Raw genomic sequence first — 22,324 nt, 5'->3', positions numbered from 1 at the left:
GGTCACGAGCGACCTGCCAGAGATACGAACACATCGTCCAATGTTGGTTCGGAGGTCACGGCGTCATCGACGTCGATGCCCGCGGTGGCCAGCATCGAGATCGCGCGGGCCATCTGGGGCCCCGCGTCGGCCGCCGAGAACGTCAGAGCGGTTCCCTCGACGCCGACGCCGGATGCGCCGTCCAGCCGCGAGACGATCTCACGGGCGGCCTCTGCGTTGTCCGCGGTCGACAGGTGCAGGCGAACCTGCGCGGTCCGCAGTGTCGCCTTCAGTTCTGCGGGGGTGCCGCGGGCCACCACTTCTCCCCCGACGATGACGGTCACCGCATCGGCCAGCTGATCAGCCTCTTCCAGATACTGCGTGGTCAGCAGGACGCTGGTACCCGCGCCGACTAAATCCCTTACCTCCGACCATAATTCGGTCCGACTGATGGGGTCCAGACTCGCCGTGGGTTCATCGAGTAACAACACCGGCGGCCGGATGATGATGGCACCGGCGAGGTCGATCCGCCGACGCATACCACCGGAGTAGGTTCCCACCCGGCGGGCACCGGCTTTGGCGATGTTGAACTGCTCCAACAGCTCTCGCGCCCGCACCACCGCTCTACGCCGGCCGAGGCCGGACAGCCGGCCGATCATCACCAGATTCTCCTGTCCGGTCAGATTGTCGTCGACCGCGGCGTTCTGCCCGGACAGGCCCATGAGGCTGCGCGCCCGATGAGCATGGGCCAGTCCGTCGACGCCGTTGATGCGTACCGACCCACTGGTCGGCTTGAGCAGGGTTCCGATGATCCGGACTGTGGTGGTCTTGCCCGCGCCATTGGGGCCGAGCAAACCCATCACGGTGCCCGCGGGTACCACAAGGTCGATTCCCTTGAGGGCGTCTACACCGCGATAGTGCATCCGCAGATCAGAGACCTCGATCGCGTTCTCACTCACAGGTAGGGACGTCAACACGCACCTCCGCATCCTTGACGAGCGGCTGCACGGGCACAACGGCCGGACCGGCGGACGTCGGTTCGGTCAGCTCGTAGGAGACGGTCACCGTCTTGCCTGCCGGAATCTTCACCTGTGCGGTCGCAATCGGATGGCCGAGCTCGGTCCCGGTGGAGTACAACATTGCCTGACCATCAACCGTGACTCCGTCGATGGTGGCCCCGGTGGTGCCGTAGAGCGTGACGGCCGAGTAGTTCGTACCGTTTGGTAGTTTCAGCTGCGGATTGCCGAGGCTACCGATCACGTACGGCGGCAAGCTCATATCGGTCAGTGCGTTGGTCAGCTTCACCTCGACGGTCGAGGTGCGCTGGTCACTGTCACAACTCCCGGCCCGGTAGCTGATCTCCCGCTCGAGGTAATAGTCGATCTTGTTGCCGGACAAGTTGCCCACCAGAACATTCGCGTAGGGCGCCTCGGTTTCGGCGACCTCGTGTGCCAGCCCGGCCTCGGTCAGCAGTTGCTGTTCACCCGCATCGGCGCTGTAGACCATGATCCGCTGCTCGTGGACTGAACGGCCAAGGGCCTCCAGCACTTTCGATGTGTTGCCACGCAACGCCGAGACCTTGGAGACCGCCATCTGAGCGATCTCCTGCAGGTAGGCCTTGCGGGCTGCGTTGTCATCGGCGAACCGCACATACGACGTCGACAGGGTGAGCTCGACGACGTTGTCGCCGCTCACCTCCTGCCCGTCGGCCAAGGTGATCGGACCGGTCGCATCGAGCAGGTAGCTCAGCGCCACCGGGTCGATCGCAACCGCACCATCGAGCTGCGTCCCGGACTGCTGCTCCCACATGGACATCCAGATCTGGGCTGCATACGGGAAGTGGGCACTGATGTTGCTGTTCCGGTCATCGAAGTACGGCCGGTTGATGCCGTAGTTGTAGTCGTACTCCTCGCCGAGGTCGGCGGGCTTGTCCGGCTTGCCGATCTCCGAGTTTGCACCCAGATCGTCGACATTGACACGACCATCGCGCGCACTGACCACGCCGTAACCACCGAGCAGACCACCTGTTGCACGGGATTCGGCCGGGGTCTGGAATCCGAAGAAGTAGTTGCGTTCGCCATTGGCACCCAGCATCGGTGGCAGCAGCCTGGCGGCGGTGTCGGTTCCGCGGATGAACCTGGCCGACTCCGTGAGCTGTTCGAGCAACTGCGTCCGCGCATCGGACACGGTGCCCAACCAGGTGCCGTCGGTGCCTTCCACATCCGCCAGAACCGCCTCGGCACGATCGGCGATACGCGCCAACTCTGGCTGCGCCTGCGCCAGGGCGGCGGTGTTGATTGCACTGTCCTCCGTCCGGAGATTGTCCGGGCTGATGACATCGGCGAGCTGCATGGTCGGTGCCAACACATCGGTGGCAAGCGCATCCACAGACTCGGTCATCTCCTGTACCGACTTCAGCGGTTCCCCCAGCCAGGGGATCGCCGCTGCCGCCGACCAAACCACATTGTGCGCATCGCCTTTGGCTTCGCCGGCGGCATTCACGGCCGCTTCTGCAGATGTCGCCGCCTTGTCCGTATCACCGGCAAGAAAGGCACGCTGTGCAGTCGTGACGTGTCCACGCGCCGAGTCGATGGAGTCCTTGGCCTTCAAGGCCAGGTAACCGAGGTACAGCCCGGCCAGCATCAGGAGCACCAGGACCGTGAGCCCGCCACCGATCCACCATCGAAGTCGACGCGACTTCGGCTCGGCAGTGGGGTCTTCCGGTACTACGTCGGTCACCTGGTTCTCCTGCTCACTTCGTCGTGCGGCGATGTCTCGCCGGAGTCTGTTTCTCGATCCGTCGGCAGATGGCGGTTCACCAGTTCCGCAATCATCGCCATCGCATCGGGGGCACCCATTGCGTGGTGTACCACCGGCACCTCTTCGAGGGTCATCGGTCCGGCGACCAGCGACTGCCATTCCGCCGGGTTCGGATTGTCCTCTGCGGCAACAAACACGGTCGTCTCCGCCGTGACCGGCCTCGGCTGGTACGCGATCGCCGCGGCGACCGACTCGGCACAGCGTATCCGGTACTGCTCGAACCGCTCGGGGTCGATGGCACGCAGCGACCGTTCGAGCGACTCATCGATATCGGCACCCCGCTCGGTGCCGGGATCCAGCCGGGGGTCGAGGAGCACCAGCAACTCGACGGTCTCACCGTCGGCCGTCAGTTGCCGGGTCACCTCGTGGACCAGGACCGCCCCGAGCGACCAACCGAGCAGTCGGTACGGGCCCGCGGCCTGCGAGCGGCGGATGGTTTTGGCGTGGTGCGCTGCCATTGCCTCGATCGAGAGCAGGTGTGGTGCCGTGGGATCGTCCAGGCCCGGCATCTGCAGACCCCGGACCGGGACCGACAGTGTCTGCCCCAGGGGCCGGTAGTCGCCCACCAGTCCGCTCACCGGATGGATGCACCACAGTGGTGTACCCACGCCACCCGGCGAGAGTTCCACGACCGCATCGAGTCCGGCCGTCATGTTCACATAGTCATCGAGGGCAGCGGCCAGTGCCGCCGGCGTCGATTGCGCGAACAGCACCGCAGCCGGTACCGGTCGGGCGAGACGGGTGGTGAGCGCCGCGGCCGCCGCGGCCAACAGCAGCGAGTTACCGCCAACGGCGAAGAAATCGTCGTAGATCCCCAACTCCGGGTTGCCGAGGACCTCCCGGAACACCTCGACCACAGCTGCCTCGGTGTCGGTGCGCGGTGCGCCCCCGGCCACGGACCAGACCGGTTCCGGCAGTGCAGCGGTGTCGAGTTTGCCCACGGGCGTGCGCGGGAGTTCGACCATCGGCACGATCGCCGCCGGGACGAGGTGATGCGGCAACATCGCCACGAGCGAATCCAGGAAGTGCTCGGGCGTTGCCTCGACACCCTCGTGCACGGTCACGTAGGAAACCAGAACCGGGCCGGCGGGTCCGGGGCGCAGCACGGTCAGCGCGGTCCGGGCGCCGGCCGCCACCAGAGCCGCGTCGACCTCGGCCAGCTCGATCCGCTGGCCGCGGATCTTGACCTGACGATCGGCCCGGCCGTGGTATTCGAGGTCACCACTTTGCAACCGGCGCACCAGATCCCCGGTGCGGTACATCCGTTGGCCGTCCGCGGCGGCGACGAAGCGCGAAGCCGTCAGCGGTGTGTCCCCGTGGTAGCCGACGGCCAGCCCCGGACCGGTGAAGTACAGCTCTCCGAGCGCGCCATCCGGTGTCGGACGCAGGTGCGCGTCGAGCACATGGGTCCTCATGTCGGGTAGGCCCCGACCGATGATGGTGGAGGTATCCGCCTGCATGGGTCCATGGGAGGTTCCGATAACCGTTGTCTCCGTGGGACCGTACCCGTTGATCATGGTGTGGCCATCGCTCCACCGGGAGACCAGTTCCGGCGGGCAGGCCTCACCACCGACGTAGATCGTGTGGAGCCGCGGCAACGCGGTCTCGTCGAGGGTGGCCAGGACCGAGGGGGTGATGATGGCCTGGTCGACGGTAAGCCACCGGAGTTGCTCGGTGAGACTGCGGCCGCCGGCATCGTCGGCACGGACCACCACGAGCGTCACGCCGTACCCGAACGCCCACACCATTTCCATGATCGATGCATCGAAGCTGGGGCTGGCCATGTGCGCGATCCGCTCCTGCGGATTCGCCGTGAACACCGTGGGCTCCACCAGACTCCGCAGTCCACGGTGAGATACCACCACACCGTTCGGCACACCGGTGGTCCCCGAGGTGAACAGCAGATAGGCCGGATGGCCCGGGGTCACCGGCACCCAGTCCACCGCCGACTGTGCGGGGGTCCGCGGGTCGGGTACCGCGATCATGGCGCGGGTGTACTGCGGTGCAGTGTGGGATGCGATGGTCACCTGGGTGCCGCTCGCCGTCAGCATCCGCGCGATACGTTCGGCCGGATACCGCGGATCGACGGGGACGTAGACGGCACCCAGGCGGGCGATCGCCCAGAAGGCCACCACCGATTCGATGCTGCGCGGCAACATCATTGCCACCGGATCACCCGCGCGCACCCCGGCCGCGGCCAATTCGGCTGCCAGTGACGACGACCACCGGTCGAGTTCGGCGTAGGTCTGAGTTCTGGTCCCGTCGTCCACGGCCACCTTGTTCGGGTGACGCAGCACCGACGCCTGCAGCATCTCGCCCAGGGTCAGTGCGGGCCCACTGGTGCTGCGGTGCAGGCGGCCGGCGCATTCTTCCTCGGTCCGCAAATCGGCGGTCTCAAGTGACGGGTTGTCGTCGGAGACCACGAGTTGCAGAGCGACTTTCCAGCGCAACGCGAGGGTCTCGATGGCCCGTTTGTCGTACAGGGCGCTGGCGTGGGTGAACATCGCGGCATCGCGGCCGACCGTCACCTGGAGGTCGAACTCGGACGTGGGGCTCAGTTCGTCGGGGACCTGCCCGCCGGGTTCGTCGTTCACCGCCAGTGTCACCTGGACGATCGGGTGCCGACCCATCTCCCGGATCGGATCCTGTTGCGCGACCACCTCGTCGAACGGGAGCAGGGCGTGATCCAGTGCGGCCAGGTCGGTGTCACGGACGAGGTTGATCAGGTCCGCGGTGGTCATCCCCGTATGCAGGGTGGTCCGCAGCGTCACCGTCGAGACGAACATGCCGATCATGTCTGCTGTCTCTGGATGCCGTCGCAGCGACACCGGGGTGCCGACCGCGACATCGTCGGTGCCGCAGGCGATCGAGAGCGTGAGAGCCAGTGCCGCGTGATAGACGTGGAACTCGCTGACCCCGAGTCGGCGGGCGGTCCGGGAGACCTCGTCGGCGATGTCTCCTTCAACCGGGACAGAGACCGTCGCGGTGGCCAGGGACCGCTGTGGATCACGGGGTGCGCAGTCGGGCATTTCCAGGGTTCCCGGGTAACCGGTCAACGTCTGCTCCCAGAACTTCAGCATCGCCTCACGGCGCGTGCTGGTGACCAAGTTCTGCCATCGCGCGACCTGCCCGTAGTCGACCGGCAACGGCGACAACGTTTCTCCCGCCATCACCGCGTCGAGGTCACGACTCAGGACCGCGGCCGATTGGCCGTCCATCGCGATGTGATGGGCCACGATCAACAGGAATCGATATCCGGATTGCTCGACCAGAGCCACCCGCACCGGTACCGACGATGTCAGCTCGAACGGCGTCGCGAGCAGGGTGCCGACAACCTCGGTCACCTCACGGTCACCGAGTTCGACAACCTCCGGGGTTTCCTCGAGCGTCACCTGCACCGGCACGCCGTCCACCTCGGGGTAGAACGTGCGCAGAGGTGTGTGCCTCTGCGCCACCGCTCGCCAGGCGCCATGGGCATCCGCACCCGGCGGTACGCCGACCATCACCGGCACCGCATAGAGCGGGCGCTCGGGCAGTATCTGTTGCACCAGCCACAGCCGGTTCTGCGCCGGCGAGAGTGGGACCGCACCCACGTTCGGCGGTGCACCCGGACCTGTCAATGGCGGGAGTTGTTCGGCGTCGGCATCTTCCGCGCCTGCCAGGAGTGCGGCCAAGGCGGCGGGAGACGGCGCAGCGAACACATGCCGCACCGGTACCGCGGTGGCCGTCAACTCACCGATGATGGCGACCACCTGCGTGGCCGACAGAGAGCTACCACCGAGGTCGAAAAAGCTGCTGTCCCGTCCGATGGCCTCGACGGGGACGTCGAGAACCGTCGCCATCGCTGTGGTGACAATCCGTTCGAGCTCCGGGTTCGCGTCGACGGGCACAGCCGTACTCGGCGCAGCCGCGATGACCTCCCCTTCGACGACTCCACCACTACCGGCCCCGATGCGGTTCACGGCAGTGTGCAGCATCGGGAACGGTTGATCCGGCGCGATGCTGATCGCGCACAACAACTCCCGATACTGGGAGATGAGTTCGGCGGCCAGGTCTTCGGGTATCGCCGGACCGTGCACCAGGGTGATGTCGAGTCCCCCATCGGAACCGGACGCGAGAACCACCTCGATGTCATACTTGGGCGCAACGAGACCTGCTGTGTCCGAGATGATTTCAACATCCACTCCGGGCAACGACAGTCCGCCGGCCGGCAGGCCGCCCAGGGCCTCCTGATGCACCAGGAGAACGGAGATCAGCGGATCTGTACCAGCGACATCCGCTCCGGCGGACACAGCGCGAGCCACCGCGTCATAGGGCACATCGGCGTGGGCATGGGCCGTCAGGTCAGTGTTCCGCACTCGACGCAGCGCCTCCCGGACGGGCGCTTCGAGGTCAATGGTCGTGCGCAGCGGCAGGGTGTTGACGAACATCCCCACCACCGACTCCCAAGCCGGGTCTTCGCGTCCGAGCACAGGGACTCCGACAACCAGGTCACGATCGCCGGTGTGCTGTGCGAGCAGCGCGGTCAGAGCAGTGTGCGCAACGTGGAACAGGGTGGCCGATTCCGACTGCCCAACGCCGGTGAGGTTCCCGAGCGTCGCCGCATCGATCGACGCGTGGACCGCTCCCCCTGTGCCCCACGCCGCATTGTCAGATATCCGGCCGGGCAGACGAACTGGTCCGGTGATGCCCGAGAGTTCCCGTTGCCAGAACGCAATCTGCGTCGCATACCGGCTGGCGGGATCGGACGGCCCACCCAGCCGAGCACTCTGCCACTGGGCGAAGTCGGCATACGTCAATTCCGCTGCGGTAACGGCATTTCCCATGTACGCGCCGACAAGGTCGGAGACCAGCAGCGGCATCGACCACCCATCGGCGGCGACGTGGTGAAGGGTGATGACCAGCCAGGTCTCGCGCTCACCGCTGACCAGTATCTCGCCGCGGAAACCTGGTTCGCTGGTGAGGTCGAACGGTGCGGTGACCAGGTCGATGATCCGCTGTGGAACATCCGCGCCGAGCACCCGGCGCACCGGTGGAGCCACCACGTACGCCGGATCCCCGATGAGCTGCCTTGGCCCAAGCGGAGTTTGCGGATACGTGGTGCGCAGGCTGCCATGCTTGCGCTGGATCGCGGTGACCGCGTCGGCCAAGCGCGCGGTGTCCAGATCACCCTCGAGTCGCAGCACCAACGGAATCAGGTATGCCGTCGAGGTCGGGTCGATCCGGTTGAGTACCCAAAGCCGCTGCTGCGGATAGGCCAGGCCCAGATCGGCGGGTACCGGCAGATGCCGCGGCGCCTCGTCGTCCGGCAGCACAGCCGGTAACACGTCGATGGCCCCGGCAAGGTCGGCGAGGGTTCGTGAATCGAGCACCTGCCGAACGCTCACGTCGCGGCGGGTCTGTTGCCGCAGTCTTCCTGCCACCCGACTGGCCGAGAGCGAGGTGCCGCCGCCGGCAAAGAACTCGCTCTGCCGTCCGATCGTGGTCACCGATAGCTCCAGGACCTCGGCCCACACGGCCGCGACGAGGATCTCGGTCGGTGTCTGCGGCGGCGTCACAGCGTGATCTGCAGGAGCCGGAGCCGGAAGGGCCCGCCGGTCGAGTTTGCCGCTCGGTGTCATCGGGAAATGATCGACAACAGTGATGTAGGTGGGTATGTGGGTGGCAGGCAGGATCTCCCGCAATCCCTCGCGCACGTCCTGGACGTCACAGGGGTGGTCGGGGTCGGCGATCAGCCACGACGCCAGCACCGGCTGTGCGCCAACCGACGAGATCCCGGTTGTGGCGCGTTCGACCCCGGGGAGCGACATGAGGGCCGCATCGATCTCGATCGGCTCCAGCCGAATACCGCGGATCTTGATCTGCTCATCGCTACGTCCGTGCACCACGATCTCGCCGGAAACATTGCGGTGCACCAGGTCACCGGTTCGGTACATCCGCGAACCGAGGACTCCGAACGGATTCGCGACGAACCGGCCTGCGGTGATCGCACCCGACCCCACGTAGCCGCGGGCCAGGGCGCCGCCGGCCAGATACAGTTCGCCGACAACACCGCGCGGAACCGGCCGCAATCTATTGTCGAGAACGTAAGCGGTGGCCGCGGCCATCGATCGACCGATCGGGATCACCGCGTCGGCAACGACGGACGGGTTGACGGTCACCGCGATCGTCGCCTCGGTGGGGCCGTAGAAGTTGACGATCCGGCGCCCGGGGGCCCAGCGCTGCGCAACTGCCGCAGACAGCGATTCGCCGCCGGTCGCAACAACTCTCACTGCACTGATGTGCTCCGGATCGATGGTTGCCATCACCGCCGGTGTCGAGAAGAAGGTGCTGATCGACTTACGTTCGAGCAGGTCACCGAGTTCGCTGCCACCGATGACCTCGGGCGGACAGACAACAACAGTTGCCCCGACGGCGAAGGCGGGGATGAGTTCGATGAGATGCGCATCGAAACTGGTGGCGTAGTTGTGCAACACCCGACTCGACGGCGTCAGTCCGGTGTGTTCGACCACGGCGTCGACCAAGGCCGCAAGTCCGGCGTGAGTGACGCTGACGCCCTTCGGTTCTCCGGTGGATCCCGAGGTGAAGATGATGTAGGCCACGTCCGCGGGCATGATCGGACGCACCCGCTCACCGGCATCGAAGGGCAGCGGTCCGGCCGAACCAGCCGGTGCCGCAACGATCTCCACCAGGTCGATCCAGTCAATGCCGGGCGAGGGTCGCTGCTGCGGTCCGTGCACGCCGAGCGTTACCCCGGCCGCGGTAGCCATGGCAGTCTGACGGGCCTCTGGGTCGCCGACACCCAGGGTGACGAAGGCTGCGCCGGTCTTGGCGACCGCCCATGTGGCGATCACCGACCACATCGACCGCGCCGCGCAGATCGCCACCACATCACCGGGCCCCATGCCACGTGCGATCAGTGCCCTGGCCGCGGTGGTGCTGGCCGAGTCCAGATCCCGGTAGCTCAGCAGCCAGTCACCGTCCTCACATGCGATGGCCATCGGATCAGAGGACACCTTGCGCTGCAACAGTTCCGGCAGGGTGGCTCCGCGCACGTACGCAGGTGGTCGCTCGAACTCTTCTACGGTTCCGACCAGGTGACGGGCCGGTGCGGAGTCCGGGTCGTCGAGTACCGCAAACAGAAGGTCCGCGAAGCGGCCCATGAACAGTTCGGCGTCTGCGGCATCCATGCGCGAGGTCGCGTACGCAAGCCGGATCTGCAGGGTTCCGTCAACCTCGACGATCATCAGATCCAGGCCGAAACGTGCTTGTGGCTCTTCGGTTCCGCTGCGCAGCACCTCCTCGGGTGCCTCACCCAAATCGGCCAGGAACACATCGACGATCGGACCGGAGCCACGGCCGTGATCCGGATCTGCGAGCGCGGCAACCGCGCCTGCGGGGTACGCGGCGTGCGCAAAACTGTCGAGATCGGTGCGGGTGACCTGACGCAAGATCGCCGAGAAGGGCTTCTCGATATCGATGGCCGTGCGCAACAGGACCGTCCGCGCAAGCATGCCGACCGTGTGGACGAAGTCGGGGACATCCCGGCCGGCGGCGACGGTACCGATGACCACATCCGGTTCGTCGCCGAGTCTGGCGAGCAGGACCGCCAACGCAGCATGGATGACCATGAACGGTGAACTGTGGTGTGCCTGCGCCTGTTCTCGCAGTTGCCAGTATCTCGCCTGATCAACGGTGATCTCGGCCGTCGAGCTGGGTCCGGGGTCGCCCGACGCCTGCCGCAGACCCGGCAATTGAGGCCTGGCCACCGGTTCGGCGAACACGCCTTCCCAATAACGGCGCAAGATCTCACCATTGTGCGCGAGCACCTCACCGGACCAGATCGCGTAGTCGCTGTATCCGAGCTTCTGTGACACCAGCGGGATTCCGGCACCAAGTCGCGCTGCCTCGTGCTGCATTATCCGGATCGACTCACCATCGACCGCGATGTGATGAACAACCGCGGCGAGTTGCATCCCGTACATCGGCGACTCGAACAACGCCACCCGCCATGGCAGTTCTGCAGTGAGATCGAATGGCCGGTCAAGCTCGGACAACGCTGCGATCGGATCGGCGACCACTTGCGTGGCCAGGTCCAGCTCGATGGAACCGGACTCCCAGAGCTGTTGCCAGGGACCGTCCTGATCCACCGGGAAACTGGTGCGCAGGGCCTCGTGCCTGCAGATCATCGTCCGCACCAGGGCCTCGACCCGGTCGGCGGGAACATCCTCGACCGAGATCAATCCACCGAGGTTGTAGTCGGTGCGATCCGGGGCGACCTGCCAGTCCAACCAGAGGGCCTGCTGCTGAGGTGTCAGCGGTAGCCGTTCTGGTCTCGGCCGGGCCACGGGGTGCACCATCGGGAGCACGGACGCGTGAGCACCGGCATCGTCGACAGCCGTTGCCAGAAGGGCGATCGTCGGACGTTCGAAGATCGCGCGGACCGGGAGGTCAGAACCGGTGAGGGCACTGATCGCTGCCGAGAGCCTCGCCGCCGACAGCGAATTGCCGCCCAATTCAAAGAAATTGGAGTCCGGGCCGATGACGGCTGCCGGGATGTCGAGCACCTGCGCGACAGCAGCCGCGACACCGACCTCGGCGCCGCGCAGAGGCAATCGGACCTCGATCGTGGTGAGCGCGGGCAGGCGGGCGACGTCCAGCTTGCCGGTGGACGTTGTCGGCCAATCTTCGACGATCTGCACCCGTGCCGGAACGAGGTGGGCAGGCAGGACCGCGGCGCAAGCGGTTCGGAGCCCGGCCTGGGACACATCCTCGGAATCGACCACGACGTAGCCGATCAACACCTCGTCGCCCGCACGATCGCGGTTGTGTAGGACCACCTTTGCGTCGGAGACACCCGGCTGGGACCGCAGGACCGCGGTGATCTCGCCGGGCTCGAAGCGGTGACCACGAATCTTGAGCTGCGCGTCGCTGCGGCCGAGGTATTCGAGGTTGGTCTCATCGACCCAGCGCGCGAGATCGCCGGTCCGGTACATCCGGGTCCCGGCAGGCCCCCATGGCGCCGCGATGAAACGGGTTGCACTGAGCCCCGGCATGTTTGCGTAACCCGCGGTGACCTGCGGACCGGTGACGTACAGCTCTCCGGTGGCACCCACCGGTTGTGGCCGGAGGTACCGGTCGAGGACCATCAGTCCCAGGCCGGGCAGCGCGGACCCGATCAGGCTGCGCGCATCCGTGACATCGACGTCGGTCACCGACGCGTGCACCGTCGTCTCGGTGATTCCGTACATGTTCACCAAACGCACATCCGGATGTCCGGAGTGCCAGTCCGCCAGCGCCTTCGGATCGAGCGCTTCGCCGCCGAAGAGCACCAGTCGGACGGACTCGGGCAGGGGCGCATCCGGCAGCTGCAGCAGGCGCGAGAACGCCGTCGGTGTCTGGTTCAGGATCGTCACGCCATGGCGACGCAGCAGGTCGACCAGACCCGCAGGCTCCCGGGCGGTGTCGTGGTCGACCACCACAACCTGTCCGCCTGATGTCAGTGGGCCGAAGATCTCCCATACCGAGAAGTCGAACGCGGCCGAATGGAACCAGGTCCACACATCGCCACGGGCCGCATCGATCGCAGACAGCGCCGACTGCAGCAGGTTCGTCATGTTGGATCGGGTCACCATGACGCCCTTGGGTTTACCCGTGGACCCAGAGGTGTAGATGACGTACGCCGGATCCTGTGGCAGCGGTGCCGAATCCCGATCCTGGAGTTCGCGCATCGCGTCCTCGGAGGGCGCGACTGCCGCGATGTCGATGATGTCCCTGAGCTCAGATGTGATCGATGCGTGCCGGGCCTGCCCGATCACGGCCACCGGATCCGAATCGCTCAGGATTGTCGAGATCCGCTCTGCCGGGTAGTTGGGATCGACAGGCACGTAGCCGGCACCGACCAGCAGAACCCCGACCATCGCCACGATGGTGTCGCGGCTGCGGTCCGCCATCACCGCGACGAGGTCTCCGCGACCCACACCCCGGGAGCCGAGCTCGCCTGCGATAGCGCACGCCTGCTCGACGAGTGCGGCATAGGTGGTGCTGCCATGGGCGTCGACGATCGCGATCGCATCCGGTGCCACATCCGCTTGCAGCACGATGCTTTCAGCGATATCTACGAAGTCGGTGACCGCCGCCGCCTCAGGCGGTATCTGGGCATCGGCCAGCTCGGCAGTTCCCGGTGCGGTCAGTTGGTGCATGGTCACAGCGGCCGGATCGGCTGCGGCTGCCATCGCCTCGATCGTCCGGATGAAGGCGCCTGCCAACCGCTGCGCCATGGCCGGAGCAACGTGCCACAGGCCGTAGCTGAGCGTGACCTCCATGGACGCACCGTCACCGTGGTCGGTGATCGTGAACTCGAGCGGGACGCGAGCCTGACCGACTCTGATCGGGGTGATCGGCAAGTCCCGCTCGGCCGGGGTCCCCAGCGCGAGCTGATACGCGACCAGGACATCGAGGTAGGCGTCCGAACCGAGAGACTGTGGCGGTGCCAGTCTTTCTTTGACCTCTTCGAAGGCGACGTCGGCGTGGTCCACCGCGTCGGCGACCACCTGATGGCTGGCATTGATGGCAGCACGCAGAGAAGCCGCGGGCCGCGCATCGGTGCGCAGCAGCACGGTCTGGACGAACATGCCGACCGCCGACAGCATCTCGGTGGTCCGGCCGGCCGTCGGTGTCCCGATGATGATGTCGTCGGTACCGGTGAACTGGCCGATCGTGGCCGCCAACGCCGCGTGCAGCACATGGAAGACACTCGCGCCTTCGCTGACAGCCAAGTGCTGCAATGCCATTCGCGTCTGGATCGACACGACAACGTCGAGATAGTCTGCGGGCTCGGGTCCCCGCGGAACCTGACCCTGATACGCCTGGAATGGCAAGGGTAGATGGATAGGGGCGCCGTCGAGCACCACTGACCAGTGATCGAGCATCCGGTCACGGCGCGCGGTCGAATGTTCCTGCGTCCCCATCGATTGCATCGTGTGCCACGCGTGGTCGCGGTACTGCGCGGCCGGCGCCGACCAGCGTGGTGCGGTACCTGCGATCCGCGCCTCCAACGCCTGACCGAAGTCTTGCGCGAGCACCGTCATCGACCAGCCGTCGACCGCGACGTGATGCGCGACGAGCAGCAACCGAAGCCCGGAATCGGGAATCGCCGGCTCGAACAGATCGCCACGCCACGGGAGCTCGGTGGTCAGGTCGAACGGCCTGCGCGCCTCCGACCGGAGGTTCGACTCTGCATGAGAATCGGGCAGCGGACGCGGCGTCAGCATGCCGGTCAAACGATTTCGGATCTGGTCGAGCGGCAACAGCTGCGGCTGCGGGAGCCCGCCGTGATCGTTCAGAACCGTGCGCAGCACCTCGTGCCGAGCGACCACATCCATCAATGCGTCGACCGCTGAGCGCGGAGTTGCATCTGCCGGGAGTTCGATCACCGCCGGTAGGTGGTAGACGGCACTGCTCGCGTCGATCCGGCTGAGCACCCACAGCGCCCGTTGCTGAGGTGTCGGTGGCGGCGGCGCTGTGTTGCCACCGAGGGCAGGGCCGCCGGTGTGCAGAGGAGCCTCGTCCACCGCGGCCTGCAGGTCAACGATGCTTGCCGCGCCTGCCACCGTGCGAACACTGACATCGCGCCCGGTGCGCTCGGACAGCAGTAGAGCGATGTGCATAGCGGACAACGAGTTTGCACCGAGCTCGAACAAGCCGACGGTCGGATCGATCGTGTCGGCGTCGACGGCCAGCACTTCGGCCACCACGGCGCGGACCGGCGAGTCGATGTCACCGGCACCGGCAACAACCGCGGCACGACTGATTGTCGGCTCCGGAAGCGCCGAGATGTCGCGCTTGCCAGAGGCGTTCAACGGCCATCGCGGAACCACCACGATGCGGGCGGGCACGAGATACGCAGGCAGCAACCGCTGGGCCATCATCCGCAGATGCGCTTCGCCGGGATGCTGGTCGGCCGGCGGTTCGTCGTGGAGCCGGACATAGCCGATGATGTCTCCGCCGCCCGCCGACTCGGTGTTGCGGATGACCACCTCGGCCTCGGCCACTTCCGAAATCGCTTGCAGCCCCGCGGCGATATCGCCGGGCTCCACCCGATGTCCACGGACCTGGACCTGCCGGTCGGAGCGTCCGCGGTATTCGAGACGTCCTTCGAGGGTCCGCCGGACCACGTCGCCACTTCGGTACATTCGGCCACCACCGAGGCCGGCGGGGCAAGCGACGAATCGCTGCGCGGTCAGATCCGGCCTACCCACATATCCGCGGGTGACCTGGGGCCCGCACGCGTACAGCTCGCCCCACACACCGGCCGGCACGGGTCGCAGACCGCGATCCAGCACCAGCAGCGCAGAGCCCGCGAGTGGTTCGCCGATCAGCGAGCGTGGATCGGTCGGGGTCACCGCACCGGCGGTCAGATGCACGGTGGTCTCGGTGATCCCGTACATGTTCGACAACAGCACGCGATCGCCAAAGATATTGTGCCAGTCTGCCAATCGTCCCGGTCGCAATGCCTCGCCGGCAAAGATCACGGCCCGCAACCGTCCAGCGTCACCGTCACGGACACCCACTGCCGCAAGTGGATAGAACGCCGACGGCGTCTGCGACAGGATCGTGACACCGTGGCGACGGAGCAACGGCCACAGCGACTGCGGGTCGCGGACTGCCAGATGGTCGATCAATACGACCTGTGCACCCGAGGTCCAAGCGGCGAAGATCTCGAAGACGGAGACGTCGAATGCCGTGGAGTGGGTGCAGCTGAACACGTCTCTGGCCGTGAAGCGGTAGCTCTGCTCGCACGCATCCAAAAGCGCGAGGGCATTGCCATGCGTGACGGCAACGCCTTTGGGTCGACCCGTGGAACCCGACGTGAAAATGACGTAGGCGCCGTCGTCGGCGGTGAGGCCGTCGAGTTCAGGCGACTCGTCGCCGAGATGGTCCCGATCGTCGACATCGATGATCCGCAACTCTTCCGGAATACGATGACGCGTAGTCGAACTCACCAACACTGCGCGGGGCTGCGCATCCTCCAGGATGGCGAGTATGCGCTGCTCCGGGTAGTCGGGATCGACCGGCACGTATGCCGCACCCGCCCACATCACCGCGAACTGAGCAACAAGTGCCCTGGCATCCCGCGGCAGAGCTACGGCCACGAGGTCACCCCGGTTCACACCGGCGTGCACCAGATCGGCAGCCAGCGTCCGTGCCGCATCGACAAGCCCGCGATACGTGTACGTCTCGTCGCCGAAGACCAGCGCCTGCGCGTCAGGGGTCTTCTCGGCCACGCCCAGGATCCGGTGCACCAGCGTTCCGGTTGGCGAGGTCACCGCAGGTATGGGTGTTGATGCTCCTGGAACAAGCTGCGCAGGAGCCGCATTCGGCTCCGCCAGCGACTGGGCGATGGCGGTCGTATACGCATGGCAGAGAGCTGCGGCCATGGGTGCGCTGAACCGGTCGCTGCGATACGTCAGCTCAATGCGCAGTCCATCGGTGGTCTCGTCGACGATCCACTGCAACGCCACCCGGGCGTGCGCCGCCTCGCGAGGATGAACCTCGATCTCGAGACCATCGATATTCCATTGCCCGAGTGGATGATTCTGGTAGGTCAGCAGGATGTCGGACAATGGCGTTGTGGTGATGTCGCGCCGTGGTTCCACAGTCGACGCAACCGCACCGAGCGGGACGTCCGCAGAATTCAGTGCGAAACCGATCGCATCGGCCGACTGGGCGAGGACGTCCTCGAACGTTCCTGCAAAGGCGATGCGTGACCGGACAGCCACCGGATTGACGTACATCCCCACGGCATTGTCGAGGTGTGACCCCGAGCGCCCGGCCTGCGGGACCACGATCAGGAAGTCGTCGGCACCGGTGTAGCGCGCAATGGTCACGGCGAGGCAGGCGTGCAGCCACGCGAACGTACTGACACCCCGTTCAGTGGCAGCCGCGGCGAGGAGAGAGGACATCGATGTACCAAGGGTGCGCCGCACCACGGCGGCCGGAGCGATATCTCGGATGTCGGCGGCAGGCAAGTCTGCGGGCAGTCCCGGGCGGGGGGCCAGATCCGCCAGGTGCTGCTTCCACAGCTCGAGCTGCGCGGCAACCACTTCCGGACCGACGCCACTGCCCCGGGCCGCATCGATGTACTGGGTCGTCGGCGCCCATACCGGTGCCGATCCCTCGAGACGGGCACGGTAGGCGGTTGCGAGATCAGCCGTCAGGACACCCAGCGACCAACCGTCCACCGCGGCATGGTGGGTACGAACCGACAACCGGTGCATCTCCGGCGCCAGTGTCGTCAGCTGCACGATCAGAGGTGGGCGGACAGTCGGATCGATCAGATCATCCGAGTGGTCTGCAGAGCCATCATTCGAGTCGAAACGGATCGGAACGAGGGCATCTCGGGGATCGACCACGTCCTGCCAGGCGGTCCCGTCGGTCTCCATCCGGATGATGGTGCGCAACGCTTCGTGTCGATCGACCACATCGGCGACGGCGGCGCTGAAGGCGCTACGGTCCAGTGGTCCCCGCAGATCAATATCGGCGCCAAGATGATTGGCGGTGGATCCGGGTTGCAATCGGTCGGCGAGAATGAGCGACACCTGACCTGCGGTGGCAGGTGGGCGCTCTTCCCTGGCGATCACTCCGTTGAGCTGACGCGTTTCTACGGCGGTGCGGTCGATGATCTCGGCCAATTCGGCAAGGTCTGCGGCTTGGAGAACGTCCCGGAGGCCAAGAGACCGACCAGTGAGCTCCCTGATCCGTGCCGCAATGCGAGTGGCATCGAGGGACGAGCCACCGAGCGCGAGAACGTCGTCGTGCATCGACGGATCCCGAACGTCCAGCACCTCGGCAATCGCCTGTGCAAGAGACTTTTCGGTCAGCGTTTCGGCCGCGCGATGCGGGCGGACCTGCGCGAGATCGGGATCTGGAAGGGCAGCCCGATCCAGCTTGCCGGTGGTGGTGACGGGAAGTGCGTCCAGGACCACGATGTGCGCAGGCCACATCGACGTCGGTAGCCGCGAGGCAATGTGGTTGCGAACGCGTTTGGGCAGGCGCCGATCAATTGAGGTGCTGACGATGTAGAGCGCCAGCTGGGTCCCACGGTCGGTGTCGACCACCACTGCGGCGGCCTGTCTGACATCGGGATGGGTCAGGGCGGCCATGGAGATCTCGCCCGGTTCCACGCGCACTCCGCGAACCTGGACCTGGTCGTCGCTCCGCCCGACGTAGTGAAGCTGCGAGAAGGTCTCGTCCCAGCGAACGCGGTCGCCGGTGCGATACATCCGTCCGCCGGTCCACGGGTTCGCCACGAATGCCGTTGCTGTGAGCGATGACTGGTCTGCGTAGCCTTGGGCCAGTGCGGGTCCCGCCAAATAGAGGTCGCCAACCACACCGCCCGGCACCGGACGCAGCCGATGATCGAGGACAAAGCACGTCATCCCGGCGATCGGAGTTCCGATCGCGGGTCGTTGATCGCCGGCTGAGAGAGGTGCCGTTGCCGTGGCCATGATCGTCGATTCGGCTGGGCCATAGAGATTGAACACATCGCGGCCACTCCCCCATCGGCGCACGACGTGGGGCGGGCAGGCCTCACCGGCCAACATCAGCGTGCTACACACCTTGGTAGGCAGCTGTTCGGGGTCGAGCGTGCCCAACACGCTGGGAGTGATCACCGTGTGGGTGATCGAGCCGGCTACAAGGAAGTCCGCCAGTTCCCTGCCTGCAACAACATCTGTCGGTGCCGGGCATAGTGCGCCGCCGCCGGACGCCGCGAGCAAGATCTCGAAGACCGAGGCGTCAAAGGCCGGAGATGCCAGTCCCGAGACCTGCGCCCACTCATCGACGCCAAGGAGACGCTGCTGCTCCATCAGGGCGGCCAGGCCGCGGTGGGTGACCTGCACGCCTTTGGGGGTTCCGGTGGAGCCGGAGGTGTAGACAAGGTAGGCGACGTCGTCGACAGACAACGGACGCTCCAGGTCGACCGGTGAATCCGGGGTACCGGTGAGGTCAATGCCGGACAGAGCCCACCAGTGCTCGCCGGGTTCCGGCTCAACACCTCCACTGGTGGTGAGGACCATGATCGGATCAGACTGCGCAAGTAGGGTTTTGATTCGTTCGCGCGGGTGCGCAGGGTCGATCTGCAGGATCGTCGCACCGGTCTGGGCCACGGCCCAGAATGCGAGCAGTTGATCGAGTCCGCGTCCCGTGGCGATGGCGACGGTGGTGCCCGGCACTACGCCCCGCGCCTTGAGTTGGTTGGCCAACTGCCGTGATCGCGACGACAGTTCCGCGTAGCTCCAGTGGGCCGATCCAGAATGGACGGCGGGCCGGGCAGCGTAGCGGCCGGCGGCGGTGTCGAGAAGTTCGCGAAGTGTTGCGGGGGCCGGGACCGGCTGCGCCGTGATCGGCACGCGGCCGAGTTCGTCCGGCGCCATCAGCGCAAGATCGTCGAAAGTTTGAGTCGACTCGCGCAGTGCCGCGTCGGCGACTGTCGCCACGAAGTTCAGGAGTCGGGTGTGGTGGCCGCGAATCTCTTCATCGCTGTACCGGTTCGGGTTTGCTTCGAGGTCAAATCTGAACTCGTCGGGCTCGCTCGGGTTTCCGGTGCGGTACAGGTTGATCGCGAGGTCGTCGACCGCGCTCGTCGACAGAATGTGCAGCGATCCGGTGGCGTCACCGAACTGCAGCGCGTCCACTGTCAGCATCAGGTTCAGCAGTGGTCCGGCGAACTCTCGACCGGCCAGTGGCGGGTTGTCGCCCGGCATCAGATCGAGCATGTCTTCGAACCGGAAGCGCTGGTGCCGCAGGGCACCCATCATCGCGCCCTGCGCCGAACCGACCGCGGCTGCGAGGGTGGTACCGACGCCGATCCCGGTCGGCAGTGGCACAACGTTGGAGACCGTGCTGAAACTTTTACGAAGCAACGCAGTGGTGCGTGCGGCCACCGGCAAGCTCAGCGCAATCTCGTCCCGCCCGGTTATGCGCGCAAGATATCCAGCGGCTGCTGCGGCAACAATCACCGGCAACGTTGTCCGGAGCGATGTCTCGGCGCGCTTCAACGCGGTCACCGTTTCACGGGGAACAATCCCGGAGACACGCAGAGGCCCGGCTTCCGGTGGGCCGGCGCGGTGCGACAACGTAACCGGAGGCGCGAGCTGGGCCACCTGTTGACGCCAGTACTCGCGGTCCTTCTGGTACCGAGGAGAAGATCGGTAATCGACGTCTGTCTGGGCCAGTCCAGCCAGATCCCTCGAAGGAACAGGCTCAGCCGTGCCCGCGGCAAAACGACGTCCGTAGGTGCCGGCGACTATTTCCAACATCGAAAACGCGCCGGCCCCATCGAAGACGAGGTGGTGCCCACGTTGGTAGTACAACCACGTGTCATCGGCGACCTGAAGAATCGCCGATGCCATCAGGCGATCAACGAACAAATCGACCGGCCGGGTGTAGTCAGCCCGCATCCACTGCTGCGCGGCCGCCATCGGGTTCGGTTCACCGCGAAGGTCTTTCACGGTGATGTGATCACTCAGGTCGCGGTCGATGACCTGCTCGACACCGTTGTCGGTTTGCTCGAACCGGGTGAAAGCGATCCCGGTCTGCCGGCCGACCTCTTGGGTCACCGTACGGAGGAGATCGACATCGACGAACCCCGTCAGTTCGATGTATTCGGCAATGTTGATCGGGCACAGTGGCATCGCCTGCTGAACCGCCCACAGCGCTTGCTGTGCACGGGTCAACGACTGACGAGCCACCATGCCCACGACCCACTCCTCACCTGAGTTGAGGCGCGTTGTCACCTATGTTTTCCGGGCGACACCGGCTCGAGAGCAACTTCGATGTCTTGATGCTTCTGCTGCTTCTTGCCGAAGCGGCCGAAGAAGCCGGGCTTCTTCATGACGTCAGATGACGTGTAGTAATAGCCGTATTTGTATGCGCCACCGCGGGTTGGGACGTCAGTGAGCACGACGCCAACCAACTCCGCATTCACGGCGTGGATCTGCTCGATCGCCGAAGTGACATCAGGCACGCGTGACTGATTCGCCCTGGCAACCAACAACACGCCGTCGGCCCACTGCGCCAACACTGCAGCGTCCGTTACCGGCAGTAGCGGAGGCGAATCGATAATCACGTAGTCGAACATCGCCGATAGTTCCTCGATCCCCTGGCCAGCCTTCTTGGATCCAAGCAGCTCAGCGGGATTCGGGGGTTGAGGGCCGGATGCGAGAATCTGTAGCCCGTCGACCTCACTCGGCTGCAAAAGCTCCGCTATCGACCCGTCGCCCTTCAGGAAGTTGGTGAAACCGATGTCTCCCATTCCACCAGTCCTGTGGTAAACCTGCGGCCGACGGAGATCGGCATCGACCAGCACGACCTTTTTACCCGTCTCCGCCAAGGCTGCAGCAAGGTTCATCGCAGTAGTGGTCTTGCCCTCCGCGGCCAGGGCACTCGTAACCACAATCCGCCGACACGGATTGTCCACGCTGGTAAACGAAAGGTTGGTCCGAAGCTTTCTGTACGCCTCAGCCGCCAGCGTTGCGCCAGAGCTGAAGTCAATCAGCCCCTGCTTCTTAAGGAGGTCGTCGGAGGGTACCGCTGCGAGCACCGTGGCTCCCGACAGCTCTGCCAACTCAGCCTCCGACCCAACCTTATTGTTGAATCGATCGCGCACGAAAACCGCTGAGACGCCAAGTAGCAATCCGACAATCAGCGCTAACGCAGTATTTCTCTTCGTATCAGGCGATATCGGCGCCGTAGCCACACTGGCGGGGGTGACCACAGTCAGCTTGGCCAAAGGCGCTCCACCGCCGCTCGGAGTCTCGAGCTCCTGAACATACCGCGACATCGAGGTTGCCACTACATTCGCCAAATTGGCCGCTGTGTCGGCATTGACACTCTCCGCCGCAACATTCATCAGCACCGTATCCGGTGTGGTCGAAGCACTGAGAGCCGACTTCGCGATGCTCATTGACACATCTAAATCAGAGTTCTCCAAGGCCATGCGCAGCACTGCGTCCGAGTCCACCAACTTGGTATACGAGGTGACACGCTGCTGTGACGCAAGTGATCCTTGGTAAGCAGACTGTGCGGTGTTCTCCGCACCGGAAGTTACGTACAACGTAGCGGTGGACCTGTAGATCGGATCCTGGAGGAGGCTGTACGTCAGACCGAGCGCACCACAGGCAATTGCCACCGCAAGTATTGCGATCCAGCCTTTTCGCAGCACGCCCAATGCCGATCGCATCGAGTCCCGTCCGAGTGAATGATCACTGCGAGCAGTTTCCATCATTAACGTGGTTCCAATCGTCGACAGATTTACTTAGGGTGATGCCGCAGCGGCTCTCACCAAGTCCGGTCAAACCGTTCTCGGTCATCGAGCGCTACCCCTTGACCGGCAGTCCGCAGCGATTCGTTTGCAATCTCAGGGTAGCGGCTAAAGGGTGCACATGCATCTCAGCATTCTATGCTAATTGCGTAGATCTCAATTCGCCGAATACGTATCTCAAACATGCAATCTCTAAGTCGG

The 22,324-nt window shown here is 65.3% G+C and carries 4 protein-coding genes; all 4 read right to left on the bottom strand.

Annotated features, from left to right (window positions below; genetic code table 11):
* Window positions 1-2: 2 nt before the first annotated feature.
* Genes AC1TPF_RS07930 through AC1TPF_RS07915 form a run of 4 tightly spaced genes read right to left on the bottom strand, consistent with a single transcriptional unit; the run spans window position 3 to window position 22,042 of the window.
* Window positions 3-938 (bottom strand): ATP-binding cassette domain-containing protein, encoded by a 936-nt coding sequence (locus AC1TPF_RS07930; protein WP_482143396.1) that lies wholly within the window; start codon window positions 936-938, stop codon window positions 3-5.
* Complete coding sequence (locus AC1TPF_RS07925) at window positions 931-2,718, bottom strand: DUF4012 domain-containing protein (protein ID WP_482143394.1); 1,788 nt, start codon at window positions 2,716-2,718, stop codon at window positions 931-933. Before AC1TPF_RS07925 ends, AC1TPF_RS07930 begins: the two co-directional genes overlap by 8 nt.
* Window positions 2,715-20,597 carry an amino acid adenylation domain-containing protein gene (locus tag AC1TPF_RS07920; RefSeq protein WP_482143393.1) on the bottom strand — a complete coding sequence of 5,961 codons (17,883 nt, stop codon included), beginning with the start codon at window positions 20,595-20,597 and terminating at the stop codon, window positions 2,715-2,717. The genes AC1TPF_RS07925 and AC1TPF_RS07920 overlap by 4 nt, the downstream gene beginning before the upstream one ends.
* Window positions 20,594-22,042 carry a tyrosine-protein kinase domain-containing protein gene (locus AC1TPF_RS07915; RefSeq protein ID WP_482143392.1) on the bottom strand — a complete coding sequence of 483 codons (1,449 nt, stop codon included), beginning with the start codon at window positions 22,040-22,042 and terminating at the stop codon, window positions 20,594-20,596. The genes AC1TPF_RS07920 and AC1TPF_RS07915 overlap by 4 nt, the downstream gene beginning before the upstream one ends.
* Window positions 22,043-22,324: the final 282 nt, after the last annotated feature.

The organism is Williamsia sp. Y853 (assembly GCF_056786495.1).
Note: the sequence above shows the minus strand (reverse complement) of the source record. Positions and strands in the feature narration are given on the sequence as shown.